21 protein-coding genes are annotated in these 25,986 nt (G+C 61.8%); 3 read left to right on the forward strand and 18 right to left on the reverse strand.

Translation table 11 applies throughout. From position 1 onward, the window contains the following. Positions 1 to 38: 38 nt before the first annotated feature. Positions 39 to 2,063 carry a c-type cytochrome gene (locus tag IB241_RS23420; protein WP_192300577.1) on the reverse strand — a complete coding sequence of 675 codons (2,025 nt, stop codon included), beginning with the start codon at positions 2,061 to 2,063 and terminating at the stop codon, positions 39 to 41. A 217-nt stretch (positions 2,064 to 2,280) separates the two neighbouring features. Between IB241_RS23420 and IB241_RS23425 the strand changes: the two genes are divergently transcribed. Continuing rightward, on the forward strand, positions 2,281 to 2,985 hold the full coding sequence (locus IB241_RS23425) for a hypothetical protein (protein ID WP_192300578.1): 705 nt from the start codon (positions 2,281 to 2,283) through the stop codon (positions 2,983 to 2,985). Positions 2,986 to 3,054: 69 nt separating this feature from the next. Here the strand turns inward: IB241_RS23425 and IB241_RS23430 are convergent, their stop codons facing one another. The 8 genes from IB241_RS23430 to hmpA all read right to left on the reverse strand — a co-directional run bounded on the left by IB241_RS23430 (position 3,055) and on the right by hmpA (position 11,756). Beyond that, the gene (locus IB241_RS23430) at positions 3,055 to 4,149 is read right to left on the reverse strand and encodes a pyridoxal phosphate-dependent aminotransferase (protein ID WP_192300579.1); all 1,095 of its coding nucleotides are present in this window, start codon (positions 4,147 to 4,149) and stop codon (positions 3,055 to 3,057) included. A gap of 146 nt (positions 4,150 to 4,295) precedes the next feature. Next, positions 4,296 to 5,183, reverse strand: a complete 888-nt coding sequence (cyoE, locus tag IB241_RS23435; protein ID WP_034100500.1) for a heme o synthase — start codon at positions 5,181 to 5,183, stop codon at positions 4,296 to 4,298. 11 nt (positions 5,184 to 5,194) lie between these two features. After that, positions 5,195 to 5,530, reverse strand: a complete 336-nt coding sequence (gene cyoD / locus IB241_RS23440; RefSeq protein WP_003176003.1) for a cytochrome o ubiquinol oxidase subunit IV — start codon at positions 5,528 to 5,530, stop codon at positions 5,195 to 5,197. Continuing rightward, positions 5,530 to 6,156, reverse strand: a complete 627-nt coding sequence (locus IB241_RS23445) for a cytochrome o ubiquinol oxidase subunit III (RefSeq protein ID WP_060754365.1) — start codon at positions 6,154 to 6,156, stop codon at positions 5,530 to 5,532. The genes cyoD and IB241_RS23445 overlap by 1 nt, the downstream gene beginning before the upstream one ends. Before the next feature lie 3 nt (positions 6,157 to 6,159). Next, positions 6,160 to 8,178, reverse strand: coding sequence for a cytochrome o ubiquinol oxidase subunit I (gene cyoB, locus IB241_RS23450; protein ID WP_192300580.1), 2,019 nt, complete (start codon positions 8,176 to 8,178; stop codon positions 6,160 to 6,162). 3 nt (positions 8,179 to 8,181) lie between these two features. Then, complete coding sequence (gene cyoA / locus IB241_RS23455; protein WP_192300581.1) at positions 8,182 to 9,123, reverse strand: ubiquinol oxidase subunit II; 942 nt, start codon at positions 9,121 to 9,123, stop codon at positions 8,182 to 8,184. Positions 9,124 to 9,916: 793 nt separating this feature from the next. Then, positions 9,917 to 10,423, reverse strand: a complete 507-nt coding sequence (locus IB241_RS23460) for a disulfide bond formation protein B (RefSeq protein ID WP_192300582.1) — start codon at positions 10,421 to 10,423, stop codon at positions 9,917 to 9,919. A 151-nt stretch (positions 10,424 to 10,574) separates the two neighbouring features. Continuing rightward, entirely contained in the window at positions 10,575 to 11,756 is a 1,182-nt protein-coding gene (gene hmpA / locus IB241_RS23465; protein ID WP_192300583.1) for an NO-inducible flavohemoprotein, read from the reverse strand. 147 nt (positions 11,757 to 11,903) lie between these two features. Between hmpA and norR the strand changes: the two genes are divergently transcribed. Continuing rightward, entirely contained in the window at positions 11,904 to 13,427 is a 1,524-nt protein-coding gene (gene norR, locus IB241_RS23470; protein WP_192300584.1) for a nitric oxide reductase transcriptional regulator NorR, read from the forward strand. A 121-nt stretch (positions 13,428 to 13,548) separates the two neighbouring features. On the opposite strand, the gene IB241_RS23475 is transcribed toward norR, so the two are convergent. Then, a complete protein-coding gene (locus tag IB241_RS23475; protein WP_192300585.1) occupies positions 13,549 to 14,451 on the reverse strand; it encodes a DMT family transporter in 903 nt (300 codons plus the stop codon). 139 nt (positions 14,452 to 14,590) lie between these two features. Here IB241_RS23475 and IB241_RS23480 point away from each other — a divergent pair, with 139 nt between their 5' ends. Next, complete coding sequence (locus tag IB241_RS23480; RefSeq protein ID WP_192300586.1) at positions 14,591 to 15,466, forward strand: helix-turn-helix domain-containing protein; 876 nt, start codon at positions 14,591 to 14,593, stop codon at positions 15,464 to 15,466. Here the strand turns inward: IB241_RS23480 and IB241_RS23485 are convergent. From IB241_RS23485 to IB241_RS23520, 8 genes are all read right to left on the reverse strand, one after another. Further along, positions 15,463 to 17,961, reverse strand: coding sequence for a LuxR C-terminal-related transcriptional regulator (locus tag IB241_RS23485; protein WP_192300587.1), 2,499 nt, complete (start codon positions 17,959 to 17,961; stop codon positions 15,463 to 15,465). The two genes, IB241_RS23480 and IB241_RS23485, sit on opposite strands and share 4 nt — an antisense overlap. A gap of 273 nt (positions 17,962 to 18,234) precedes the next feature. Next, entirely contained in the window at positions 18,235 to 19,593 is a 1,359-nt protein-coding gene (locus IB241_RS23490) for a DUF1329 domain-containing protein (protein ID WP_192300588.1), read from the reverse strand. A 26-nt stretch (positions 19,594 to 19,619) separates the two neighbouring features. Then, on the reverse strand, positions 19,620 to 21,410 hold the full coding sequence (locus IB241_RS23495) for a DUF1302 domain-containing protein (RefSeq protein WP_192300589.1): 1,791 nt from the start codon (positions 21,408 to 21,410) through the stop codon (positions 19,620 to 19,622). A gap of 483 nt (positions 21,411 to 21,893) precedes the next feature. Continuing rightward, on the reverse strand, positions 21,894 to 22,805 hold the full coding sequence (locus IB241_RS23500) for an SDR family oxidoreductase (protein ID WP_192300590.1): 912 nt from the start codon (positions 22,803 to 22,805) through the stop codon (positions 21,894 to 21,896). 261 nt (positions 22,806 to 23,066) lie between these two features. Further along, positions 23,067 to 23,969 (reverse strand): alpha/beta fold hydrolase, encoded by a 903-nt coding sequence (locus IB241_RS23505; protein ID WP_192300591.1) that lies wholly within the window; start codon positions 23,967 to 23,969, stop codon positions 23,067 to 23,069. Then, positions 23,969 to 24,751, reverse strand: coding sequence for a class II aldolase/adducin family protein (locus tag IB241_RS23510; protein ID WP_192300592.1), 783 nt, complete (start codon positions 24,749 to 24,751; stop codon positions 23,969 to 23,971). Before IB241_RS23510 ends, IB241_RS23505 begins: the two co-directional genes overlap by 1 nt. 150 nt (positions 24,752 to 24,901) lie before the next feature. After that, positions 24,902 to 25,588, reverse strand: a complete 687-nt coding sequence (locus tag IB241_RS23515; protein WP_192300593.1) for an LrgB family protein — start codon at positions 25,586 to 25,588, stop codon at positions 24,902 to 24,904. Next, positions 25,578 to 25,949 carry a CidA/LrgA family protein gene (locus IB241_RS23520; protein ID WP_192300594.1) on the reverse strand — a complete coding sequence of 124 codons (372 nt, stop codon included), beginning with the start codon at positions 25,947 to 25,949 and terminating at the stop codon, positions 25,578 to 25,580. The genes IB241_RS23515 and IB241_RS23520 overlap by 11 nt, the downstream gene beginning before the upstream one ends. Positions 25,950 to 25,986: the final 37 nt, after the last annotated feature.

The raw sequence follows: 25,986 nt of genomic DNA on the forward strand, positions 1-25,986 counted from the left end.
CTGCGCGGGGAGCCCGGCGGCTCCCCGTTTTCAGCCCATCAATAACGTGCATCGGCGGGCTTGCCGCCATTGGGCCAATCCTTGACCTTGTCCGGGAAGTCCGGGCGCGGTTGCCCCGAGAAATACGCCGCGACATCCACCGCGTCCTGGTCGGACAAACCACCCTGCCCCAGCGGAAATTTCTCGTGAAAGCCTATCGGCATGTTGCGTTTGACGAATGCCGCCGCCGTATAGGTGCGGGCCATGCCGGCGCCGATATTGAACGATTGCTCGCCCCACAGCGGCGGGTAGATCAGTTCGCCGCCGGCGCGCGCCAGGCCCTGGCCGTTGTCGCCATGGCACACCGCACATTGCTTGGCGTAGACCGCTTGACCATTGACCAGGTCCGGCTTGATCGCCGGGTCGACCTTGCCCACGCCGCGCCCGGCGACTTTGTCTGCGGGGCGGGTGTTGTTTTTCATCCAGTCGAAGTAGGCGACCATCGCTTGCATATCCGCCGATTGCGGCGGCAATGGCTTGCCGTTCATCGAGCGACGGAAACAGCCGTTGATGCGTTCTTCCAGGCTCACCACCTTGCCCGCACGCGGTGCGTAGCTGGGGAAGAATGCCGACACGCCGACAAAGGGCGAACCGTCCGCCACGGTACCGGCGTTGAGATGACAACTGGTGCAATTGAGCGCGTTGCCGACGTTGTCCGGCAACAATGCCTTGGTTTGCAGATGCAGGCGCATGCCACGCACCACTTGGTCGGCGTTGGGCGCGGCGAGCAGGTCGGCCAGGCGCGGGGTTTCGAATGCCGTTGAATCGGCGGTCGCCGGGTTGAGCTGGTCACGCAGCGTTTTGACCTGCGCCGCGCTGACGGGCGTGCCCCCATTGCCCCAGCTCGTGCGCACAAAGCTGAGGATCTCGGCGATTTCCTGATCGGCCAGGCGGGCGAAGCCGGGCATGGTGTAGACCCGTGGGTGAGCGGCCGTTTGCGCGGTTTCCCAACCCGTCAGGGTGATGTGCAGCAATGACGTCGGGTTGCTGGAGGCAATGCCCGGATTGCCCGCCAGCGGCGGGAACAGGCCTTTGACACCGGCGCCGTCGCTGCGATGGCAGTCGCTGCAGAACTGCATGTAACCCAGGCCGCCACGGCTGGTGAACAGGTCCGCCGGCGGCGCAGCAGGTGCCTGGGCCACGGACGGCATTGGCAAATCGTCTTTGCCCGGTGGCAGGGACTTGAGGTAGCGGGCGATGGCCGTGAGGTCGTCATCGCTGAAATGCTGGGTGCTGTGGTGGATCACATCGGCCATGTTGCCGGCGACCGTGGCGAAGCGGTTTTGCCCGGTCTTGAGCAATTGCACGGTGTCTTCCACGGTCCACAGGTTGCGCAGGCTCAGGGCGCGCCAATGCTCTACGGTTTCGCCAGCCAGGTAATGCTGGCCACTGCGGCCTTCATCACTCAGGGCTTTTTCCTGGAAGGCGATGCCACGCGGCGTGTGGCACGAACCGCAATGGCCCAGGCCCTGGACGAGGTAGGCGCCGCGGTTGAGCTGTGCATCCCGCGCCGGGTCCGGCTGGAAGGGCCGCTTGTCGAGAAAGGCGAAATTCCACAGCGCCAGGCCCCAGCGCTGGTTGAACGGGAAACCCATGTCGGCTTCACGGTTGGCTTGCTGCACAGGCGCTACGTCTTGCATCAGGTAGGCGTACAAGGCGCGCATATCGTCTTCGCTCATCTTGGCGTAGGACGGATATGGCATCGCCGGGTACAGGTTCATACCGCTGGGCGTGACACCTTCGCGCATGACCCGGTCGAATTGCTCGTAGGTGTAGTTGCCGATGCCGGTTTCACGGTCGGGCGTGATATTGCTGGAAAAGATCGTGCCCATCGGCGTGCTCAGCTCCAGCCCGCCCGCCATCACTTGGCCTTGCTTGGCGGTGTGGCAAGCGATGCAGTCGCCCAGTTGCGCGACGTACTTGCCGTGCTCGATCAGTGGGGTATCGGGGGCGCTGGCGTGCAGGGGAAGCGCCACGCTCAGCGTCGCCCCCAGCATGGCCAGGCGTGCAAGAGAAAGCGCCATCGTGTTAGTCCTTTAATCACCTGGCGTGGGGAGGTCCCCTTGGCGCAGGTCAGTGGTCGTTTTTATAGGTTCATCAGGCAGGGTTGTTGTAACGGATATGCGGGCAGGGGGTTTTGATATGGGTCAGGGGCAATGTGCTGCCTTGACCTGATCCCCCCACGCCTTGAAAATGCGCGACGCTTTTTTGTCTCCCGTTTACTGAAGTAGTGAAATTTCAATGTCTGATTCCCACCACGAAGAATCCGTAGTCGCCTTGCAATCCAAAGCGGAATACGAAAACGCCATCAATCTTTCACAGCATGTGCCAGCGGCCAAGATCATCAGCGAAATGGTGCTGGACGCGTTTCACACCTCCAAGGAAAGCGATCAGATCCGCGAACTGCGCGTGGCGATCCGCCAGGCCCACGACGCTTTCGACGATGACAAGGCCTACGACCTGATGGGCCAGCTCAAGCAACTCAAGGACGCCGAGGCCGCCGATAACATCGCCCTGGAAGACCTGAGCAGCAAGTTCTCCATCAGCCGCATCCTGTCCAGCTTCAAGGACGACCCCGAGTTCCAGGAGCTGGTCTACGGCCTGGCGTTGAAGGTGCTGAACCAGAGCCACCAGGCCATCAGCAACCCAAGCGCCGGCAAGAGCAAGGCCTCGCGCCCGAAGAAAGAAGCCGAAGTGTTTGTGATCAGCAAGGATGGGATCAGCGTCACCCTGCCATTGCGCACACCGCGCTCGAAGCTGAACGTTGACCGCGAGGCGTTTGAATTCCTGGGCTTCAGCTTTGTGGGTGAAGGGGATGAGGCTGAGCTGGAAGTGGAAAGCTTCGTGGACAACACCGGCGCTGAGCAACCGCTGAGCCGCAAGAGTGTGATCACCGCGTTGCAGCAGCAGCGTGCGTTTGACGGTTACAGCATCGTCCAGCAATAACACCTCGCCAGCGACACCGCCGAACTGAATGTGGGAGCAGGCCCGCTCCCACATCTGTTTCATACGGGGTCAGACAGCCCGCACATCCTGCGCCGCAAACGCCTCACGAAAGCGCTGCATATCCTGCTTGTTCCCCACCGTCACCCGCACCCACTGCGGCCAGTTCTTCCACACCCGCCCGATCAACACACCCTGCTCTGCCAGACGCTCGATAACCTGCTCGGCCGGCTGCTTCACGTCGATCATGAAGCAGTTGCTCTGGGACACCGTGCAGGTAAACCCACGCCCCTTCAACCATGCCACGGTCTCGTCGCGCAGTTGTGCGTTGAGCGCCTTGCGCTGGGGCAGTAGCTTGATGTCTTCCAGGCTGGCCTTGGCGCCGAGCAACGCCGAACCGGCCGGGACGTTGTCGCCGCCGAACACCGCCAGTTGTCCCAGCAACTTCGGGTGACCCACCGCCAGGCCGACGCGGGCACCGGCCATGCCGTAGATTTTCGAGAAGGTGCGCAGCACCAGCAGGTCATCGTGTTCCTTGACCCAACTGATCACGCTGGGAGCGTCGGAAAAGTCGATGTAAGCCTCGTCCACCACCAGCACGCTGCCCTTGGGTTTGTTCGCCAGTGCGTGGCGGATCGCCTCGGTGGGGGTCATGGTGCCGGTGGGGTTGTTGGGGTTGCACAGGTAGAGCATGCCGGCCTGGGGGTCGGCGGCGAGCATGGCGGGCACGTCGTGGGCGTGTTCGGCGTTGAGGTCGACCTCTTTCACCGGCGCCTTGCGCGATTCGGCCGCCTGGCGCGGGACTTCATAGGACGGCGTGGCCATCACCAGCCCGCGGGTTTCACTGGTAAACGCCAGGACCGCAAACCGCAGCGCGGCCATGGAGCCGGAAAACACCGCCACCTGGTCCTCGGCAAGCCCTTGCTGCTGGGCGAACAGCCCGGCCAGTGCGTACATGTGGCCGTAGGGGTACAACCCGGCGCTGGCGATGCCGCGCTGCATCGCCTCACGCGCAACGCCCGAGGGGCCGTAGGGGCTTTCGTTGTAGTTGAGCCGCACCTTGTCAGACTTTGCCGGCTTCGGGGCCGCTACCGCCCAGTCCAGACGCCCCAACAGCGGCAGGGCTGCGCCCACGGCGAGAAGGGACCGACGACTAACGCTGACCATGTGACAACTCCTTGTAAGGCGGGGGATGGATTCGCACAGCTCGTACTTGAGGGTAAGACGAGAAAAGCCTGGTCCGATTTAACCGCCCGCCCAAGAAAAAGCCCCGCGCTTCTCTCGAAGGCGGGGCTCTTTCACTGCGCGACCACTCAGTGAGCGTAGGTCAGCAGAAGCTCTTTCGGCACTTGGAAATCCAGGGACATCATCACGCTGAGCGCGGTGATGGTGAAGATCGAGAACACGAACAACTTGCGCGCCCAGACGGTGTCATCCACCGCCTTGTAGCCGGTCCAGGCCATGTACAACCAGTACATGCCCATGGCGGCGGCGACGGCAAGGTAGCTCATGCCGGCATAGCCACTGAAGGTCAACATCAAGGTCGCCACGAGGAAGGCCAGGATGTAGAGCAGGATGTGTTTCTTGGCCACCTGGATGCCACGCTTGACCGGCAGAACCGGAATCGACGCAGCCAGGTAGTCATTGAAGCGGAAAATCGCAATGGCGTAGGAGTGCGGCATCTGCCACAGGCTGAACATCACCAGTAGCGTCAGCGCGGCCATGTCGAAGCTATTGGTCACAGCCACATAACCAATCACCGGCGGCATCGCCCCCGACAGACTGCCCACCAGCGTGCCGTGCACCGACTTGCGCTTGAGGTACAGGCTGTAGAGGCCGACGTAGATGACAAACCCGATCACGGCAAACAGCGCCGCCAGCGGGTTGGCCACCTTGTACAACAACGCCACACCGGCAACACCGAGGACGGTCGCATAGACCAGTGCCAGCTTCAGGGAGATGAGGCCCTGGACCAGCACGCGATTCTTGGTGCGCTCCATCTTGATGTCGATGTCACGGTCGATGCAGTTGTTGAACACGCAACCGGAAGCCACCACCAGGGACGTACCGATCATCGCAGCCAGGAAGATGGCCAGATCGACATGTCCCTTGGAGGCCAGGAAGAAACCGCCCGCCACAGAAAGCACGTTACCGAAAATGATCCCCGGTTTGGTGATTTGGATAAAGTGCTTAAGCGACATCGGGTCTTACCTCACTTCGCCATCATGTAGGTGTGGATGCTGAACATGATCCACAGCGACAGACCAACCAGCAGAACGATCACCAGGCCTGCGAACACGAACGCAATCACGTTCTCACGCTGGGCCTCGGAACGGTCCAGGTGCAGGAAGTACACCAGGTGAACCAGAACCTGGATTACCGCGAATGCCAACACGATCATCAAGGTGATCGATTTCGGCAGGGTCGGGTACATCACCAGGCCGAATGGGATCAGGGTCAGGATGACCGACAGGATGAAGCCGATAGCGTACGACTTGACGCTGCCGTGGCTTGCATCGTGGCTGTCATGGGAGTGTGCATTAGCCATTACAGAGTCCCCATCAGGTAGACAACGGTGAATACGCAGATCCAGACCACGTCCAGGAAGTGCCAGAACAGGCTCAGGCAGCTCAGGCGAGTCTTGTTGGTGTTGGTCAGGCCGTGTTTATTGACCTGATACATCATCACCGCCATCCACAGCAGGCCGGCGGATACGTGCAGACCGTGGGTGCCTACCAGCGTGAAGAACGCGGACAGGAAGCCGGAACGGTGCGGGCCGTAACCTTCGGAGATCAGCAGGTGGAACTCGTTGATCTCCATGCCGATGAAGCCCAGGCCGAACAGGAAGGTCAGTGCCAACCAGCTCAGTACGCCTTTCTTGTTGCCCTTGTAGAAGGCCAACATGGCGAAGCCGTAGGTGATCGAACTGAACAACAGCAAGGCGGTTTCGCCGAGCACGTAGGGCAGTTCGAAGATGTCGTGGCCCGACGGGCCACCGGCAGTGTTGTTTACCAGTACCGCGTACACCGCGAAGATCGACGCAAACAAGATGCAGTCGGTCATCAGGTAGAGCCAGAAACCGAAAACGGTCATCGGCCCCGAGTCGTGGTGATGGTCATCGTGCCCATGGTCATCGACATGGGCGTGTCCAGCATTGGTCACTAAGTTCGACATGGTTTAAGCCTGTTCCAACGAGGTTTCAACACGGTTGGCCGGGATCTTCTTCTCGGCTACCAGGCGAGCGTGCTGCTCGGCTTCGATGCGTTCGATCTCTTCGACCGGCACCATGTAGCCTTGATCGTCACGGGCTGCGTGAACGATGAAGTAACCGATAGTGCCAACCAGGCTCACGATTGCCAGCCACCAGATGTGCCAGATCATCGCGAAACCGAACACGGTCAACAGCGCCCCCATCACCACGCCAGTGGCGGTGTTGCTTGGCATGTGGATCGGTTCATATTTGGCCGGTTTCTGGTACGCAGTACCGTCTTCCTTGGCTTCGGTGAACGCATCAATGGTGTTCGCAGTCGGGATCACGGCGAAGTTGTAGAACGGTGGTGGCGACGAAGTCGACCATTCCAGGGTGTGGCCATTCCATGGGTCGCCGGACTCGCACATGTTCTGCTTGCGATCACGGATACTCACGTACAGCTGGATCAGCTGGCAGGCGATGCCCACAGCGATCATCACCGCACCGAACATGGCGACGTACAGGTACGGCACCCACTCAGGGTTGGTAGTGGCGTTCAGACGACGGGTCATGCCCATGAAGCCCAGCGCGTAGAGCGGCATGAACGCGACGAAGAAGCCCGAGATCCAGAACCAGAATGCAGCCTTGCCCCAGCCTTCGTGCAGCTTGAAGCCGAACGCTTTCGGGAAGTAGAAGCTGAAGCCAGCGATGTAACCGAATACCGCACCACCGATGATCACGTTATGGAAGTGCGCGATCACGAACAGGCTGTTGTGCAGGACGAAGTCAGCACCCGGGATGGCCAGCAGTACGCCAGTCATGCCGCCGATGGCGAAGGTCACCATGAAGCCCAGGGTCCACAGGACCTGGCTGGTCATGCGCAGACGACCGTGGTAGATGGTGAACAGCCAGTTGAATAGCTTCACCCCCGTCGGGATGGAAATCAGCATCGTCGCCAGGCCGAAGAAGGCGTTGACGCTGGCCCCCGAACCCATGGTGAAGAAGTGGTGCAGCCAAACCATGAAGCCCAGTACAGAGATTGCGCCCGATGCGTAAACCATCGAGTGGTGACCGAACAGGCGCTTGCCGGTAAAGGTCGAGATCACTTCGGAGAAGATACCGAACGCTGGCAGGATCAGGATGTACACCTCAGGGTGACCCCATGCCCAGAACAGGTTCACGTACATCATTGGATTGCCACCAAGTTCATTGGTGAAAATGTGGAAATCCAGGTAACGGTCAAGCGACAGCAGCGCCATGGTGGCGGCCAGGATCGGGAACGAAGCCACGATCAGGACGTTGGCCCAGGTGCAGGTCCAGGTGAAGATCGGCATGTCCATCAGTTTCATGCCAGGGGCGCGCATTTTCAGCACGGTGGCCAGGAAGTTGACCCCCGTCAGCGTCGTCCCGAGTCCTGATAACTGTAGGGCCCAGATGTAGTAGTCCACACCCACGCCAGGGCTGTACTGAATGCCCGACAGCGGCGGATACGCAACCCAACCGGTCTTGGCGAATTCGCCGACGCCCAGGGATACGTTGATCAGCACCACGCCGGAAACCAGCAGCCAGAAGCTCAGGGAGTTCAGGAACGGGTAGGCAACGTCACGCGCGCCGATCTGCAGCGGCACTGCAAGGTTCATCAGGCCGGTGAAGAATGGCATCGCCATGAAGATGATCATGATCACACCGTGGGCGGTGAAGATCTGGTCATAGTGTTCAGGTGGCAGGTAGCCAGGCGAACCCTCGGTGGCCATGGCCAACTGGGTACGCATCATGATGGCGTCGGCAAAACCACGCAGCAGCATGACCATGGCCACGATGATGTACATGACGCCGATTTTCTTGTGGTCAACCGAAGTCAGCCACTCGGTCCACAGGTAGGTCCACTTCTTGAAATAAGTGATTGCCGCGAACAGCGCCAGACCACCCAGCGCGATCATGGCGATGGTAATCATCACAATCGGCTCGTGGAACGGGATCGCATCCCAACTTAATTTACCAAACATCGTTTACTCCTCTGCCCCAGCAGTTGAATGCGAGCCCGTGTCAGAACCTTCAACCGCGGCCACTTCTTTCTTCTCGTGCTTGACCGGCTTGCCTGGCTTCATACCTTCGTACTTGTCGACGATTTTCTGAAACAGGTTCGGCTCGTACGTGGAGTACAGGGCGACTGGGTTGTTCTGGCTTGGTTTGGCCAGGGCGTCGTATTCAGCTTGATCAAGCTGTTTAGGTGCGGCCTTGACTTCGGCTACCCAGGCGTCGAATTCTTCCTGGCTTGTCGAGATCGCTTTGAATTTCATGCCGGTGAAGCCAGCGCCGCTGTAGTTGGCGGAGATGCCTTCCATTTCAGCTTTCTGGTTGGCGATCAGGTGCAGCTTGGTCTGCATGCCTGCCATCGCGTAGATCTGGCCGCCCAGGGCTGGGATGAAGAACGAGTTCATCACGGCGTCGGAGGTGATCTTGAAGTTCAGCGGAGTGTGTTCCGGGAAGCGGATCTGGTTAACAGTGGCGATACCCAGGTCTGGGTAGATGAACAGCCACTTCCAGTCCAGCGCGACGACTTCGATGTTGATCGGCTTGACGTCGGATTCCAGCGGACGGTACGGGTCCAGAGCGTGGGTGGACTTGTAGGTCACATAACCCAGGGCAATGATGATGAGGATCGGGACCAGCCACACCGCGATTTCGATCTTGGTGGAGTGCGACCACTTCGGCGCGTAGGTCGCGCTGGTGTTCGACGCGCGATATTTCCAGGCGAACGCGAAGGTCATGATGATCACAGGGACCACGACCAGCAGCATCAGCAGGGTGGCGGTGATGATCAGGTTTCGTTCATCCAGGCCGACCTGTCCTTTCGGGTCGAGCAAGGTCCACTTGCAGCCTCCCAGCATTAACATCATGCCAAGCAGCGGCAAAAAGCCTAGTAATCGGGGGTACCTGTTTTTACTCATCTCACGACCTCTAAAGCAGCTTGCGCAATGCAGTTGGGTTTTGATCGCCAACACTTCACCCTGCCAAGGGTTGGCATTTCTCTTCGATTGAATAAGAGCCTGCCCATCACGCCATTTAACGGCGCGTTTCGCGGACCTGCGGTGAGTTCTTATTCGATTTCGTGGTTAAAGGCCTTGTTACAGACCAATTCCATTTGGTGCGGATAGTTGAAAGGCTGCCGGAACCTTGGGGTCGCACAGAGCCATCCATCTGCCCCTCGACCGCTCCAGTGCTCAAATATTGAACAGCACCGGACATTCAGTGCGGGCGATTGTAGTTAGCTAGCGATGTATAAACCATGTCTTATAAAGAAATAATTTTTATCGATTACAGCAACAATCCTTCACCAAAACCGCAAAGGTTCGCGATCTTATCGTGTTCGATTCTCAACAAAAACCACAAAAATTGCCGTGTTATTGCACAAAACGTCACAGCCCTTACCCAGTGTAAGGGCACGCTAAACGTACCCAACCCCCCAGAAAACAAGGCATTCGGACATCACTCAAAGGCACGGGCGGCGTGAGCTGCGCCGCCTCGTCCAAACCACGAACTGACAGCACAATTTGCGCGTTTTAGGCAAATTTAACGAGACAATGAGCGAGTCGGAAATGTCCTGCGGCAGCTTCCGTGTGACAACATGTCGCACGCTGCGCGCACCCGGAATTGTCCCGTGTCACGCTCTGTTCACAAAACCCTACAAACAAAAACGCCCCGGACTTCCCTCAAGGAGGACCGGGGCGTTTCAGTCAACACTCAGGTGCGGCGTTGGCGGTTACGGTAAATACCCAGCGGCACCAGGATCACCGTCAGCACGAACGCCACCAGCGCCCATTGCGCCAGGGACAGGCCCAGTATCGGCGGATACGGCGTGCTGCAGAAACCGTCGACCTGGAAGCCCAGGGGGAACACCTTGGCCAGGGGCAGGTCGTCGACGATCGGTTGCAGCACATCGATGCCGCAACTGACCTGGGGGAAGAACTGGGTGTACACATGATGGCCGGCTGCTGCCACGCCGCCGAGGGCGCTGAGCACCACCAGGCCTTCGAACAGTGTCACCGCGCCTTTGCGGCGCATGGCCGCGCCGAGGAAGGCGAAGACCGCAATCAGCAGCAGCGCATAGCGTTGCAGGATGCACAGCGGGCACGGCGCCTCGCCCAGCACGACCTGCATATAAAGTGCACCACCGATCAGCGCCAGGCAGATGATGCCCAGCAACACCAGAAAGCGCCGCTCCCTGCCTAAACGCAATTCGTCACTCATCTCTGTTTCCCTTTGTCTGGTCATGCCAATGGCCGCAAGTTTACACACAGAGAGAGGTTTAAACAGAAAGGGGTTAACAGGAGATTAATCAGTCGCAATAGCGACCCCATGTGGGAGCAGGCTTGCCCGCTCCCACAATTCGGACAGCGTGTTACTCCAATGCCGCAGCCGGACCGAAGAACTCATACCGGCTTTGTTGCTCTGGAACCCCCAACGCCTTGAGGTGACGCTTGACCGCCGCCATGAAGCCCTTGGGCCCGAGGAAATACGCATCCACATCACGCTGCTCGGGCAACCACGCCGCCAGTTGCGCCTGGCTCAACAAGCCCACCTTGTCTGCCGCCGGGCTCACCCCGTCATCCTCGGCGTAGCAATAGAAGCGCTTGAGTTGCGGGTGCTTGGCCGCCAGGGCATCCACCCAATCGCGGAACGCATGCACCCCGCCATTGCGCGCGCAGTGGATAAAGTGCACCGGGCGCTCGGTCGCCAGCGCGGCTTCGAGCATTGGCAGGGTCGGTGTGATACCCACCCCGCCGCTGATCAGCACCAGCGGTTTATCACTGGCCGCCAAGGTGAACTCGCCCGCCGGCGGGAACAGATCGATGGTCGCGCCAACCTGCAGTTGATCATGCAGGTAGTTGGACACCCGCCCACCGGCTTCGCGCTTGACGCTGATGCGGTACTGGCCGGCATCGCTCAGGGCCGACAGGGAATAGTTGCGGCGCACTTCTTCGCCGTCCAGCACCAGCTTCATGCCGATGTACTGGCCGGGCGCAGCCGCGAGGATCGGGCCGTTATCCACAGGTGCAAAGTAGAAGGACGTGATCTCGGCGCTTTCTTCCACACGCTTGACCAGCGTGAACGCCCGCGCACCGCGCCAACCGCCTGGGGCCTGGGCCTTTTCAGCGTAGATGGCGCTTTCGGCACCGATCAGAATATCCGCCAGTTGGCCGTAGGCCGCGCCCCAGGCATTCATCACTTCAGGGGTGGCGATCTCGCTGCCCAGCACTTCGGAAATCGCCCGCAGCAGGCAGGCCCCCACGATCGGGTAATGCTCCGGCAGGATCTGCAAGGCCACGTGCTTGTTGATGATCTTCGCCACCAGGTCACCCAGTTGGTCCAACTGGTCAATGTGCCGCGCATACATCAGCACGCCGTTGGCCAGGGCGCGCGGCTGGTCGCCACTGGCTTGGTGAGCCTGGTTGAACAGCGGGCGCACCTCAGGGTACTCGGAGAGCATCATGCGGTAGAAATGGGTGATCAGCGCTTCGCCACCGCTTTCCAGCAGGGGCACAGTGGATTTGACGATGGCACGGTCTTGGGCACTAAGCATGGCAGACTCCTGGGTCTTTTTACTGATTGCCTTTACCTACTCAGTATTCGTGCCAACTTATAAATCCTTATATTTCAATGTCTTGAATAATATGTAGTCAGTATGACTTCCTACACCTTATAGTCATAAGGACTACAAGGAGTCATTATGACTGCACAATCGCTGCTCACCACCCTGCTGCCCCTGGTCGCCGACCTGTCCCGTGAACTGCCCGAAGGCGAGCGCTACCGCCGCCTGTTGCAAGCCATGCGTGCCCTGCTGCCGTGTGATGCCGCCGCGTTGTTGCGCCTGGACGGTGAATGGCTGGTACCACTGGCGGTGGATGGCTTGAGCCCCGATACCCTCGGGCGGCGCTTCAAGGTCAGCGAACACCCGCGCTTCGCCGTATTGCTCGCCAGCCCCGGCCCCACGCGCTTTGACAGCGACAGCGAATTGCCCGACCCCTACGACGGTCTCGTCGCTGGCATACACGGGCAGCTGGAAGTCCACGACTGCATGGGCTGCCCGCTGTTTGTCGACGACAGGCCATGGGGCCTGCTGACCCTGGACGCCCTCGACACCGAGCGTTTCGAACGGGTCGAACTCGACGCCCTGCAAGCCTTCGCCAGCCTCGCGGCCGCGACCGTCAACGTCGCCGAACGTATCGAACGCCTGACCCTGCGCGCCGAAATCTATCGCGAGGCCAGCGGCCAGCAGCACAAGGAAATGATCGGCCAGAGCAAACCCCACAAGCGCCTGGTGGAAGAGATCAAGCTGGTGGGCGGCAGCGACCTCACCGTTCTGATCACCGGCGAAACCGGGGTGGGCAAGGAGTTGGTGGCCCAGGCGATCCACGCCGCGTCAGCCCGTGCCGACAAACCGCTGATCAGCCTCAACTGCGCCGCCCTGCCGGAAACCCTGGTGGAAAGCGAGCTGTTCGGCCATGTGCGCGGCGCCTTTACCGGCGCGCTGAATGAGCGACGCGGCAAGTTCGAACTGGCCAATGGCGGCACGCTGTTCCTCGATGAAGTCGGCGAACTGTCCCTGAGCGTGCAGGCCAAACTGCTGCGCGTGCTGCAAAGCGGCCAGTTGCAGCGACTGGGCTCGGACAAGGAACATCAGGTCGACGTGCGCCTGATCGCCGCCACCAACCGCGACCTCGCCGAAGAAGTGCGCAACGGCCGCTACCGCGCCGACTTCTACCACCGCCTCAGCGTGTACCCGCTGCAAGTCCCGGCCCTGCGCGAGCGCGGGCGCGATGTGTTGCTGCTGGCGGGTTTCTTCCTGGAGCAGAACCGCTCGCGCATGGGCCTGGGCAGCCTGCGCCTGAGCAGCGATGCCCAGGCGGCGCTGCTGGCCTATAACTGGCCGGGCAATGTGCGAGAGTTGGAACACTTGATCGGCCGCAGCGCGCTCAAAGCCCTGGGCAACTGCCGCGAGCGGCCGAAGATTCTCAGCCTGAGCGCCCAGGACCTGGACTTGCCTGACGTCAGCGCGCCGGCCATCGAAGCCCCAGACGACGCGATCCCCATGGTCACGGGCGACCTGCGCCAGGCCACCGAGCACTTTCAACGCCAGATCATCAGCGCCTGCCTGGAGCGTCACGATCACAATTGGGCCAGTGCGGCCCGTGAGCTGGGGTTGGACCGCGCCAACCTGGGGCGCATGGCCAAGCGCCTCGGTCTCAAATAACCCGGTCAACTCGGTCAAATGTGGGAGCGGGCTTGCTCGCCAAGGCGGAGTGTCAGTCGCTAAATCCGTTGACTGACCCACCGCCTTCGCGAGCAAGCCCGCTCCCACACAAGCCCCCACATTAGATTTGCTGCGCCTTGAGGATGGGGGTAACGGGCTTGGGTTTTCTGAACACCAACACATTCCCCAACATCACCAGCACCAACCCCACCAGCGCCGCCCCGGTCCATTGATAGCCCTCGGCAAACGCCGACACATTCAACGCCACCACCGGGAACAGCACCGTGCAGTACGCCGCCCGCTCCGGCCCCATGCGTCCGACCAGGGTCAGGTACGCGGTAAACCCGATCACCGAGCCCGGGATCACCAGGTACCACAATGCGCCGATATACCGCGCGCTCCAGTCCATCTCGAACGCAATCCCGCGCACCGCGCAATAGGTCGCCAACATCGCCGAACCATAGGCCATGCCCCAGGCATTGGTGGTCAGCGGCTTGAGCCCGGCTTTCTGTTGCAGGCTCGACAGCATGTTGCCCGCCGAGAAACACATCGTCCCGAGCAGCGCCAAGCCCAGGCCAAGCAGGGTCTGCGGGCTGGCGGTGTGCCCGACCAGCTCCGGCCAGAACAGAAAGCCCAACCCCAGCAGACCCAGGCCGCCGCCCATCAACACATTGCGCGCCACGCGTTGGCCGAAAAACACCCGGGCGTTCAGCGCGTTCCACAAGGTCGCCGTGGAAAACACCACGGCCACCAGCCCGCTGGGAATCCACTGGCTGGCCGTCAGGAAGCACATGAAGTTCACGCAGAACAGGCACAAGCCCTGGGCCAGGCAGATCAGATGCCCGCGCCGGTTCATCACCTGCAACCGGCGGCTGAGCAGCAACAACGCAAACAGCACCAGCGCCGCGAGACCGAAGCGATAGACGATGGACACCGGGATCGCCACCACGCCCAGCTGCCATTTAAGGGCGATCCAGGTGGTGCCCCAGATCAGCACGGTGAGTAAGTACAGGAAAAGGTTCATGACAGGCTCCATCGATTGAGCCCCAGTGTCGCCCCCGCCCCGAACAAACCGCTTGCAGATTCTTGCGCTTTTGTCGGGCGGTGGGATCACAGCGTCATCAGCGCAGAGTAGGATGCAAGGCGTCCACAGAGTGCTCGCCATGCCTGATCTGCAATCCCTGCAAGTCTTCCAAGCCCTTAACCGCTCGCCCAACGCACGCCTCGAAGCCTGCGCCGAGCTCGGTGACGGCTTGTCTGCGGCCTTGTGGAGCAACCATCACGATTCCCAGGATTATCAGGCGCCGAGCCATCACACCTTGTCCTGCTACGTCGGTGGCGGCACCGGCACGTTTCGCCGCGATCAGCCGGGCACCAAGGGCGGGCCCGACAAGCTGTGCATCCTGCCGGCCGAGCATCAGTCGGCCTGGGTGATCAACGGCGAGATCCGCCTGGCCCACGTGTATTTCAGCCCGGAGCAATTTGCCCTCGGCTGCGTCACCCTGCTCGACCGCGAACCGCGCGCGTTGCAACTGCGCGAAAGCACCTTCCTGGAAGATGCCAGCCAGGCCCGGCGCTTCCACCAGTTGATCGCCCTTAACTGGCACGAACCGGCCGAACGCCTGCTGACCAGCAGCCTGGCCCACGAAATGCTCAGCCACACCCTGCTCAGCCAGGTCGGCGCACGCGATGGGTTGCGCTTGAAAGGCGGGCTGGCGGCGTACCAGCGCAGGCTATTGGTGGACTACATCGATCAGCACCTGGAAGACCCCATCAGCCTCGGGCAACTCGCCGGGCTGTGCGCGCTGTCGGAATACCACTTCGCGCGGATGTTCCGCCAAAGCTTCGGCCTGCCGCCGCACCAATACCTGCTGGCGCGGCGCCTGACCCGCGCCCAGGCACTGCTGCGCAGCAGCACCCTGCCCCTGGGTGAGATCGCCCTGATGTGCGGTTTTTCCAGCGCCAGCCACTTCACCCACCGCTTCCGCCAGGCCATGGGCGCCACGCCCGGCGAATACCGCCAGGCGTTCAGCGCCTAGACCATCAGGCCCAACGTCTTCGCCTTGGCCACCGCTTGCGTGCGCCGCTCCACGCCAAGCTTGCTGTGGATGCGCCGTGCATGGGTCTTGACCGTGTGCAGGGAAATAAACAAACGGTCGGCGATTTCCAGGTTGGAGCTGCCCAGGGCGATTAATTGCAGCACTTCCAGTTCGCGCTGGCTCAGGGGATTGTCCGCCGCACCGGCGGGCGACACCTGCGCTTCAAGCCCCACCTCACTCAACAACCCGGGCGAGCGCAAACGCAGCTCACGAATGGCCTGCTGCACCTGGCAACGTGCGGCCAGCTCCAACCCGGCCTGCAACGAACGCCGCGCCAGGGTCGAGTCGCCGAGTTGCCAGGCCACCTCGCCGAGCACCAGGTGCAGTTCGGTTTCCAGGCACAACATGCCGCGTTGCTGGATAGTCGCCAGCAAGGCGTGCAAGCGCTCCAACGGTTGCTCGGCACAGCCCAGTTTCACTTCGGCCAGCACCAGCAGGTATTCCAGGCGCGGTATCAACTCCAACGTCGCCGGCGGAGCCTGCTTGGCCTGTGGCCCGCGGAAGTGACGCAGCACCCGCCGCACCGCTTCCAGCGTCAACTCGGCACGGCCCTGTTGCAACCAGAAGTGCCCACTGACCAACAGCAACACCGCGCGATACACCGAATCCGGCACCTGACGCTGCTGCATCAGCCGCTCGGCCTCGCGCAGTTGCACAAAGGCCTGGGCGTAATCGCCACGGTTGGCCGCCAGCAACGCCAGGCCGAGAAAACCATAGAGCACGCGCTTGTCCTGGCTGTGCAGGCACATATTCAAGCCGGCATCGAAACACTCGGCGGCCAGCGCATCCTGGCCTTGGCGCAAGGCCAGGTGCCCACGGCGCAAGGCGATGCGCCCGACCAGCGGCCCGGCCTTGAGACGCTGCTTGAGCAACATCGCCTGGACATTTTCCAACAGGCTCTGCGCCCGGTACGGTGCGCCGCGCTGTTCCAGCAATTGAGCGTGGTCCAACTCCAGCAACGCCTCCAACACCAATGACCCGTGGGCACGGGCCAGGCACAACGCTTCGCGGCTCAAGGCTTGCGCCACTTCCAGTTCGCCGCGCAGCAAGGCTTGCTGGGTCAGCCCCGACAAGCACATCAGGCGCGAGGTCCAGGCGCTGTCGGGCAAAGCTTGCAGCGCTTCAAGAAAATGTTCGCGGGAACGCTCGGCATCCCCACGCAAATGCAGCAACCAGCCCCATTGCGCCTGCCAGCGCGCCAGCAGATAGCACTGTTGCGCCGCGCTGGGTTGCGGCGCGAAACGCGCCAGTTGATCGATGCACAACGCCGCCTGTTCGAAGCGCCCGGCGAACAACAAGGCCGCCGTGACCAACCCCACCAGTTGCGCCGAGCCGAGCATCAGCTCATCGCCATGCTGCTCGTGCAGGCGCAACAGCAGCACGGCGTTTTGCTGGCGGAACAGGTCCTCGAAACTGAAGTGCTGCAACAGGCTGACCGCGATCTCATATTCCTCCGCCAGCAACGCCTGCTCGAACGCCGCCTGCCAATCCCCCTCGGCGGTGAACCATTGGCAGGCACGCCGATGCCAGGAGCGCTTGGCCGGCCAGGGCTCGTCGCGCAGCAGTTGCGCGAGCGGCGGGAACACCTGCAGCCAGTCGGCGGCATCTTCCCACGGCTGGATAAAGGCGCCGAGGGCCTGCAAGTCGCGCAGGTACTGATCGCCGTCGCCGGCGCCGAACAGGTGCTCGCACAAGCCGGGGTTGAAACGCGGCAGATGGGCAAGCACGCGCCAGGCCTCGGCCAGTTCCGGCGGCAAGCTGCTGAACAGTTCGTGTTGCAGGTAGTCGAGCAGGGTTTTGTCCGGGTGCCCGTCGCCGAGCAGGGCGATCCGCACGCCCGCGCACCAGCCGCCGCTGAACTGCAGGATGCGGTCGACCTCGTGCCCCGGCGCCAGCGCCTGGATGTCTGCAGCGCTGAAGGCCAGTTCGCTGCCGCTGCATTCCAGCAGTTCGTCATCGAGCAACAGGCGCGGCCAGTTGCAGAGGGGCCGGCGGCGAGCGCCCAGCCACCAGGTCAACGCCGGGCTGGCGGCGCTGAGCAGGCGGTCGAGCAGTGCGTCCAGTGCGGGCGCAGGCTGGCGGCAGAAATCATCGAGAAACAGCCACGCCGGGGCCTGCCAGCGACCAAGGTCGAGCAGCAACGTGGCTTCATCGGTAAACGGCAGGCCCAGGTTCAGGGCCAGGCGCTGGCACAACTCCAGCGGGCTGAGGGTGACGCCATTGAGCGGCAGCCAATACACCTGGCAAGCGGCCGGTGCCTGCAACGCGCACTCGGCGAGCAAGGCGCTCTTGCCACTGCCACCGGGGGCGCAGAGCAACCTGACCCGTGCCTGCGCCGCCAGCAAAGGCTCGGCCAGGCGCGGGCGCAGCAGATGGTGGGCGGACAGCCGGGGCATGAATCCAGGACGGTCCAGGCAGCGTGTCATGGCGGTCATTGCTGCATCCTGCTTTTTTATTGTTATGCAACCTGATGCGTACCCTAGTCCTGTGGTTGGCGGTTGTTGAAGAAGTATTCAGCGGGGTGATTGGTGGCCATAAAACCCAAGGTGTACACAAACGAATGTGGGAGCAGGGCTTGTGTGGGAGCGGGCTTGCTCGCGAAGGCGGTGGATCAGTCGAAGCATCTTTGACTGACACACTGCATTCGCGAGCAAGCCCGCTCCCACACAAGCCTGCTCCCACAGTTGGATTGCATTTCACCTCTGAAGTCAGCGTACGCCTTCGGCTCGCAGCGCAGCGGGGGTGTAGTCCGCGGCCTTGGCGTTGAAGCCGAATACGAAGCTGCTCTTCTCCTCGTTCTTCATGCCCAGGGCGATGTAGCGCCCGGCGATGATGTCGTACAGGGTTTCCACGGTGTAGGCCGGGGTCTGGTGGTTGTAGTAGAACTGCGCATGCCCTTCGGCGACACGCCACAGTTGGCCACGACCGTCATAGTGATCCACCAGCGCCACCTGCCAGCTGTCTTCGTCGATGTACATGTGGCGCTTGGCGTAGATGTGCCGCTCGCTGGGCTTGACCGTGCCGACCACTTCCCACACCCGGTGCAGTTCGTAGCGGGTCAGGTCCTGGTTGATGTGGCCGGCCTTGATGATGTCGTCGTACTTGAGTGTCGGCTGGTCCAGCTTGTAGCTGTTATAGGGGATGTACATCTCCTTCTTGCCCACCAGCTTCCAGTCGTAGCGGTCGGGCGCACCGGAGAACATGTCGAAGTTGTCGGAGGTGCGCAGGCCGTCGGACGCGGTGCCCGGCCCGTCATACGCCACTTGCGGGGCACGGCGTACGCGGCGTTGGCCGGCGTTGTAGATCCACGCCAGGCGCGGCTCTTTCACCTGGTCGAGGGTTTCGTGCACCAGCAGCACGTTGCCCGCCAGGCGTGCCGGCGCGGTCACCGACTGCTTGAAGAAGGTCAGCACGTTGGCGGCCTTGGCCGGGTCCATGTCGGGGATCAGTTGCGGCACCGCCACCTCTTCTTCGAAGCGGATCGGCGTGTAGCTGCCATTGGTCTGCGGTGTGGCCTGGGTGATGATGCGGCGCAGGTTGCCGCCGTGGTAGCGGGTGATGTGGTTCCACAGCACTTCCACGCCGTTCTTGGGAATCGGGAACGCGTAGTAGCGGTTGCCGGTGAAGTTCTCCAGGCCGTTGCCGTCGTTGATTGGCTTGACGTTGAGCGCGCTGCGCTTGATCGACTCGTAGATCTCCGGCGGCAGGTTGACCGTGCGGTGGCTCGGGTACACCGGGATCTTGTAGGTCTCGGGGTAGCGCTTGAACATCGCCACCTGGCCTTCGGAGAGTTTGTCCTTGTACTTGTCGACGGTGGCCGCGGTGATCACGAACAGCGGTTTTTCACTGGAGAACGGGTCGGCGAGGAAGCCTTTGCTGTCCACCGCGCCGGCGTTTTTCGGGATGCCGCCGGTCCAGGCCGGGATCGAGCCGTCGGCGTTGCCGGCTTTTTCGGCGCCGATCGGGGTCAGGCTGGTGCCGAGTTTGTCGGCTTCCTGCGGCGATACGGCAGCCATGACATTGGCAGCCAGCAAACTCAGAGCCAATACAGCAAGTGTCTTACGCATGGATTCTTGTCCTTCTTTAAGCCAGATCAGAAGTTCACGCCAAAGCTGAGGGCGAGGAAGTCACGGTCGGTGAGGGTGTTGTAGTCGCCACCAAAAAAGTCGGTGTAGCTCAGGCTGGCGGTGTAGGTGCTGCGGTAGTCCGCATCCACGCCGACGCTGATGGCCTTGGCGCCTTTGTTGAACAGGCCGTTGGGGCCGTAGCCGGCGACGTCGTGGGACCACGACAGGTTGGGCTTGAGGTTCACCCCGAACAGCGCGTTGTTGTAGTCAAGGATCGCCCGGGCGCGGTAGCCCCAGGAGTTGGCCGTGACAAAACCGTCGGTGTCGCCCTGGAAACCGTAGGCGCCGTAGACCGAGTCACGGCCGTAACGCAGCTTGGATTTGTCTTCCAGCCCGGCGACGTGCACGAAGGCCGCCTCGCCCACCAGGGTCAGGCGTTCGGCGCCCAGCACCTGGTCGAAGAACTGGGTCATGGTGCTTTGGATCTGGGTGATTTCCTTGCGGCGGTAGCCTTTGTTGTCGTCGCCGAAGTTGCTGCGGATCGGTGAGGCCGCCTGGCCGGCCACCGGGTTGATCAGGGCCAGGGTCAGGTCGGTGGTGTTGAGTTGCACCGGGGCATTCGGGCGGTAGCTGATTTCGCCGGTCCACGCCGTGCCGGTCGGCAAGGTGGTGGAGAAACTGGCGCCGAACAGACGGATGTCCTCGGGGTAGTCGAGGTAGTACTGGCCACGGCCGAGCATCAGGCTCTGGACCAGGCCCGAGCCAGTGCCGGGCGCGATACCGTTGGCGGCGCCAGCGATGGCGCCGAGCCGGGCCAGCGTGGTGTTGTTGGTGATGGTGCCGACGGTCGGGGTACGGCTGTGATAGTTCATGAAATACAGGCCGTACTCGGTGTCATCCCCCAGCCAGCGCAGGGCCGCACCGAACTGGCCGCCATCACGCGCATCCCGGTCCCGTGCGCGCTGCACGATCACGCCCTCGCGCGTCACTTCAAAACCCTGCCCGAAGGCTGCGGCCACCGGCTGCAACGGCGCAATCGCCGGGTTGCCCACGGTGTAGTTGCCATTACAGCCATGGGCCGCAACGTCGCCACCAAAAAACGTACCGCAGTTATCCAGCACGGTGTTCTGCCAGTTCAACTGGTAGAAGCCTTCCACCGTCAGCTGGTTGGTCAGGCTCTGGGAGGCGAACAGCATGTTCACCGGGATCAGCCCTTCCTTGATCTCCGCGCCAGGGCGACGGAAGGCGGAAACGTCGATGGGGTTGATGCTGTTGATGGAGTTGCCGATGAAGGTGCTTTCGCCCCAGCTGACCACCTGCTTGCCCAGGCGCACGTTGCCCGGCTGATCGCCAATCGAATAGTTGTGATAGACGAAGGCATCGAGCAGCTCGTAGCCGGACGAGCGCGCGCCTTCATCGCGGTGGTGGTTGCTGATCTGTTTGAATTCGCGGTCTTCGTCCTGCAACTCGAAGTCGTACCAGTACTTGCCGCGCACAAACATGCCGCTGTCACCGTACTTGAGTTCCAGGTCATGCAGGCCCTTGAAGATCTTGGAGAAGGTTTCGCCCTTCTTGAAGTTCAGCCGTCCGTCATCGCCGGTAGATGCCTGCCCGGTGCCGCCATTGACGGTGCCCACCAGTTTCTTATCGGCATCGCGCATGCCCCAGCTCGCGCCGACCGACAGCGAGGAGTCGAATTGCCCTTCGATCTCGCCAATGTTGAACGAAACAGCCTGCGCCTGCGCACAGCAACCCAGTGCAACCGCAGCGGCCAGCGCCTGTGGCGTGAAGATGGCGCGCATTGTTGTTTTTGTCATGCGTCTTCCCCGGTGAGTGACAGAAGGCCCCACCCTACTGCCGCGCAACAGGAGCGATAAGCGCACCAAGGAGGGATTCGTGTTGTCGCTCGAAAGGATTAGCGGCCGCCCAGGCCGCGGGTTTGGAGGCAGGTATGGATCGAATGGATGGCGGCTTATCAGGCCAATGGATAGCGCCCCGGCAACTGTTGCGGTATCGGTAACAGTCCTTGTCCTGAAGCGCTATTACTCATTCTGTTACAACCGACTATTCTTACCGGGCTTGCAGGGCACAACGCCCGCTCCCGCTACCGGGAGAAAAGCCAGATTCAATGGGATTGATGCCTTTTATCAATCTGTTACCGGTGTTCACTGACGTGGATTTGTAGCTCCTTGATCCAACGTCTTACTTCGGCCGCTGCCTATGCAGCGGCCTTTTTTATGCGCGCAATAAAACGGGGCGCCCTTGGCGCCCCGCACGATTCACTGCCGTACGAGCAATGATCAGAGGCTGTACTTCTGCAAGTTGGCCATCATCTCCTTCAGCGCCTCGATATTGTCCTTGGGGTGGGCGGCGCCCTCGAAGTCGCAGATCTGCTGCCAGTGCGCGGCGACGTCATCCGGGGAAAAACCGGCTTCAGGATCGAACCCCACGCCAAGGCTGCGCTCCCAGCGGGTCTTGCCGATCCAGCCGCCGCCCACTTCAAACAGGCCGGCCGTTTCCTCGCACGCGGCACTGCCCAGGTACACCACCAGCGGGCTGACCAACTCCGGCTTGAGCCGCTCGAACACCTGCGGCGGAATCAGGCCTTCGGTCATGCGTGTGCCGCCGGTGGGCGCGATGGCGTTGACCAGGATGTTGTTCTTGCGCCCTTCCAGCGCCAGGGTGCGGGTCAAGCCATACAGGCCGAGCTTGGCCATGCCGTAGTTGGACTGGCCGAAGTTGCCGTAGATGCCCGAGGTGGACGCGGTGAAGATCACCCGTCCATACCCTTGCTCACGCATATGCGGCCAGGCAGCGCGGGTGACTTTGTAGGCGCCTTCGACATGCACCCGGTAAACCAGGTCCCAGTCGCTGTCGTCCATTTTGTGGAAGGTCTTGTCGCGCAGGATGCCGGCGTTGTTGACCACCACATCGATGCGGCCAAACACCTCCAGCGCGTGCTGCACGATCTTGTCACCGTCGGTGACAGAGTCGTGGTTGGCTTCGGCAATACCGCCAGCGGCGCGGATTTCGGCGACCACGCGGTCGGCCGCCGAGGCGTTGGCACCTTCGCCCTGGGTCGAGCCGCCCAGGTCGTTGACCAGCACCTTGGCCCCGTGGCGGGCGAACAGCAGCGCATGGGCCCGGCCCAACCCGCCGCCGGCTCCGGTGACGATCACGACCTTATCCTGGAACTGCACTGACTCACTCATACCGAACTCCGCTGGCGACAATGGGAATGGCATGAGTGTCAGGCACCCGGCCTCTGGTCACAATAAAGTCGGCCAGGGCTGAATGGTGCGCGATAAGGCTGGGGGATGATGGCCGGGGCGCCGTGGACGTCAGCTTGTGTGGGAGCGGGCTTGCTCGCGAAGGCGGTGTTTCAGTCGACACCTATTTCGCCGATCCACCGCTTTCGCGAGCAAGCCCGCTCCCACACAAGCCCGCTCCCACAGATGTTGAACTGTGTGCCTTCAGGAATAAGCCAGATAGGACATCGGGCCGGCGATCCGCTCACGAAACGCCAGGTAATGCTTGAGCACCTGCACCGGCGCCTCGATCTGCGGGTAGTGGCCGATATTGGCCAGCAGCACCGTATCGGCATGGGGTATCAACTGCTGATAACGCGCCACCATATGGGCACCGGAAATCGGATCAACCTCGCCGTCGATCACCCGCAGGGGCACCTCGTCACGCTGCATCGCTTCCAGCCATCGCTCGCGCAGGCGACGGCGCTGGGGCACGTAGGCGATCAGTTTATGCAGCACCCGCGTGCCATCGTTGCAGTTGATCAACTGCCAGAAATCATCCAGGGCACTTTCGCTGGGGCGCGTATGCGGACCGAAAATCTGGCCGAAGCTGTCGGACAACGCGCTGCGCCCAAACGCGCGACCGATCATCCAGCCCAGGGGGCTGAGCAGGAGTTTCTGCACCAGCGCCAGCCGGTGGGTTTCGGGGAACAAGCCGCCGTTGAGAAACACGCAACTGGCCATCTGGAAACGCGCTTCGTAATGCCGCGCGAGCAGTTCCTGGGCGACGCTGTCGCCGTAGTCATGGGCCAGCACGTGCACCGGCTGGTCCACACCCAAATGCTCCAGCAAGGCTTGCTGCAAATCCGCCTGCTCCAAGAGGCAGTACTCATGGTCGAGGGGTTTGTCCGATTCGCCAAAGCCGAGCATGTCGCAGGCGATCACCAGGTTGCGCTGGGCAAGGGGTTGCCACAGGTAGTGCCAGTCCCAGCTGGCGGTGGGGAAGCCGTGGATCAGCAGCAGCGGTTCGCCCTGCCCCGCCACCCAATAACGGATGGTATGGCCACGGAAGACGAAGCTCTGGCCGCGCTTGTGCCAGGCAGTGAGCGGGATCTCGGCGAGTGGCATCAGGTTTTATACCCAGGGTCGAGGCTGTCCAACTTACGCAGCAACGCCGGCCAGGCCAGCGCGCCCCCCATGCCTTGTGCACTCTTGGTCACGGCCGCCACCATCGCCTTGGCCCCGGCAAGAATCTGCGGGCCGATAGGGATCAACTCGGCCCCACCGTTCTGCGCCAGCACCTGGATGTCGCAGGCCCGCTGGAAGGTGAACATCATCAGGAAGGTGTCGGCAATGCTGGCGGCGCAGGTGAGCAGGCCGTGGTTGTGCAACATCAGGAAATTGTTATCACCGAGGTCGGCCTGCAGGCGGGCCTTCTCTTCATGGTTCAGCGCCACGCCTTCGTAGGCGTGGTAGGCCAGGCTCGACAGCACGAAGATCGATTGCTGGCTGATCGGCAGCACGCCCTGCTTCTGCGCCGCCACTGCGACACCGGACGCGGTGTGGGTGTGCAGCACGCAGGTGACGTCGTGGCGGACTTCGTGGATCGCGCTGTGGATGGTGTAGCCCGCCGGGTTGATCTCGTAGGGGCTGTCCATCAGCTTGTTGCCGGCCTGGTCGACCTTGACCAGGCTCGACGCGGTGATCTCGTGGAACATCAGCCCATACGGGTTGATCAGGAAGTCATCGGTGCCCGGCACCTTGGCCGAGATGTGGGTAAAGATCAGGTCATCCCAACCGTGCAACGCCACCAGGCGATAGCAGGCTGCCAGGTCGACACGGGTCTGCCATTCGGCAGCGCTGACCTGGCCTTGGACATTTTGTGGCGATAGAACCGGGGCTAAGCTCACGGTGATGACCTCCTTGGCGCACTTTCTTATTGTTTTTTTGAGTGATGGGCCAGTCTAGTCAGACGTCCCAGTCGTCGTAGTTGCCTTGGCAGCCAGCTTGATGACCGTACGAGTCAGCTTTGAGAATAGTTGAAACCTGCGCAAATGGCGTCAGAGAAGCGCCGCCAATAAAGGCGCGGCAAACAGGTTGAGCAACCCGGTCAATACCATCACCAAACCGGCGACCGAGCCTTCTTCACCGCCCACTTCATGTGCCCGGCTGACCCCGGCGCCATGGGCCCCCACGCCAAACAATGCGCCACGCGCCAAGGGCGTGCGCAGCGGCAGCCACTTGAGCAACACGCCACCGAGCATGGCACCGAATACGCCGGTGAACATCACGAACACGGCGGTGAGTTCCGGCACGCCGCCCAAGTCGGACGACACCGGCATGGCAAACGGTGTGGTGATGGAGCGCGGCACCAGGGACATTGTCACCGCGCTGTCCAGCGCCAGCGCTTTGGCCAGGCCGAACGAAGTGCCGATGGAGGCCACGCTGCCGGCGACCATTCCCAGCAGCAACGCCGACCAGTGCCGCGCCAACAGGCGGCGCTGTTGCCAGATCGGCACGGCGAATGCCACGGTGACCGGCCCCAGCACCAGCATCAGCCAGTGGGTGTCGGCGGCGTATTCGGCGTAGGCGGTGTGCATCGGCATCGCCACCGCCAGCAAGAGCACCGGCACCAGAATCAGCGGCGACAACAGATAGCGCCCGGTGCGCCGGTAGATCCAGCGGCTGAAGATGTACGCGCCCAGGGTCAGGGCGAGCCAGAACACCGGCATCAGTTCAAGCTTCATGGCGCAGCCTCCAGCGGCAGACGATCTCAACGGTGAACGCCGTCACCAACATCACCGCCAAGGTGCTCACGCCGATCACCAGCAGGATGCGCCAGCCCTCGTTGCGCAGCAGGCCGCCGTAGTCCAGCAAACTCATCAAGGCCGGAATAAAGAACAGCAGCATCTCGGCCATCAACACGCCAGCGCCCAATTGCAGGGCGGCGGGCTTGACCAGGCCGCTGGCGAACGTGGCCAGGAGCAGGCCCAGGCCGACGACACCACCAGGGATAGGCCAGGCGAACCAAACGGCCAGTTGGCAGCCGAGAAAGTAGATGGCCAACAGCACAACCAATTCAATAGACAAACGGGTGAAACGTTTCATGGGCTTTGGGTCCTCGCAAGCGCCCATTTTAAAGAGG

This window comes from Pseudomonas sp. PDM05 (genome assembly GCF_014851685.1).
In the GTDB taxonomy this organism is placed as follows: domain Bacteria; phylum Pseudomonadota; class Gammaproteobacteria; order Pseudomonadales; family Pseudomonadaceae; genus Aquipseudomonas.

Excerpts from the sequence above, each read along its gene's own strand:
- IB241_RS23420 (WP_192300577.1), bottom strand. The coding sequence starts at position 2,063 with ATGGCGCTTTCTCTTGCACGCCTGGCCATGCTGGGGGCGACGCTGAGC.
- IB241_RS23425 (WP_192300578.1), top strand. The coding sequence starts at position 2,281 with ATGTCTGATTCCCACCACGAAGAATCCGTAGTCGCCTTGCAATCCAAA.
- IB241_RS23430 (WP_192300579.1), bottom strand. The coding sequence starts at position 4,149 with ATGGTCAGCGTTAGTCGTCGGTCCCTTCTCGCCGTGGGCGCAGCCCTG.
- cyoE (WP_034100500.1), bottom strand. The coding sequence starts at position 5,183 with ATGTCGCTTAAGCACTTTATCCAAATCACCAAACCGGGGATCATTTTC.
- cyoD (WP_003176003.1), bottom strand. The coding sequence starts at position 5,530 with ATGGCTAATGCACACTCCCATGACAGCCACGATGCAAGCCACGGCAGC.
- IB241_RS23445 (WP_060754365.1), bottom strand. The coding sequence starts at position 6,156 with ATGTCGAACTTAGTGACCAATGCTGGACACGCCCATGTCGATGACCAT.
- cyoB (WP_192300580.1), bottom strand. The coding sequence starts at position 8,178 with ATGTTTGGTAAATTAAGTTGGGATGCGATCCCGTTCCACGAGCCGATT.
- cyoA (WP_192300581.1), bottom strand. The coding sequence starts at position 9,123 with ATGAGTAAAAACAGGTACCCCCGATTACTAGGCTTTTTGCCGCTGCTT.
- IB241_RS23460 (WP_192300582.1), bottom strand. The coding sequence starts at position 10,423 with ATGAGTGACGAATTGCGTTTAGGCAGGGAGCGGCGCTTTCTGGTGTTG.
- hmpA (WP_192300583.1), bottom strand. The coding sequence starts at position 11,756 with ATGCTTAGTGCCCAAGACCGTGCCATCGTCAAATCCACTGTGCCCCTG.
- norR (WP_192300584.1), top strand. The coding sequence starts at position 11,904 with ATGACTGCACAATCGCTGCTCACCACCCTGCTGCCCCTGGTCGCCGAC.
- IB241_RS23475 (WP_192300585.1), bottom strand. The coding sequence starts at position 14,451 with ATGAACCTTTTCCTGTACTTACTCACCGTGCTGATCTGGGGCACCACC.
- IB241_RS23480 (WP_192300586.1), top strand. The coding sequence starts at position 14,591 with ATGCCTGATCTGCAATCCCTGCAAGTCTTCCAAGCCCTTAACCGCTCG.
- IB241_RS23485 (WP_192300587.1), bottom strand. The coding sequence starts at position 17,961 with ATGACCGCCATGACACGCTGCCTGGACCGTCCTGGATTCATGCCCCGG.
- IB241_RS23490 (WP_192300588.1), bottom strand. The coding sequence starts at position 19,593 with ATGCGTAAGACACTTGCTGTATTGGCTCTGAGTTTGCTGGCTGCCAAT.
- IB241_RS23495 (WP_192300589.1), bottom strand. The coding sequence starts at position 21,410 with ATGACAAAAACAACAATGCGCGCCATCTTCACGCCACAGGCGCTGGCC.
- IB241_RS23500 (WP_192300590.1), bottom strand. The coding sequence starts at position 22,805 with ATGAGTGAGTCAGTGCAGTTCCAGGATAAGGTCGTGATCGTCACCGGA.
- IB241_RS23505 (WP_192300591.1), bottom strand. The coding sequence starts at position 23,969 with ATGCCACTCGCCGAGATCCCGCTCACTGCCTGGCACAAGCGCGGCCAG.
- IB241_RS23515 (WP_192300593.1), bottom strand. The coding sequence starts at position 25,588 with ATGAAGCTTGAACTGATGCCGGTGTTCTGGCTCGCCCTGACCCTGGGC.
- IB241_RS23520 (WP_192300594.1), bottom strand. The coding sequence starts at position 25,949 with ATGAAACGTTTCACCCGTTTGTCTATTGAATTGGTTGTGCTGTTGGCC.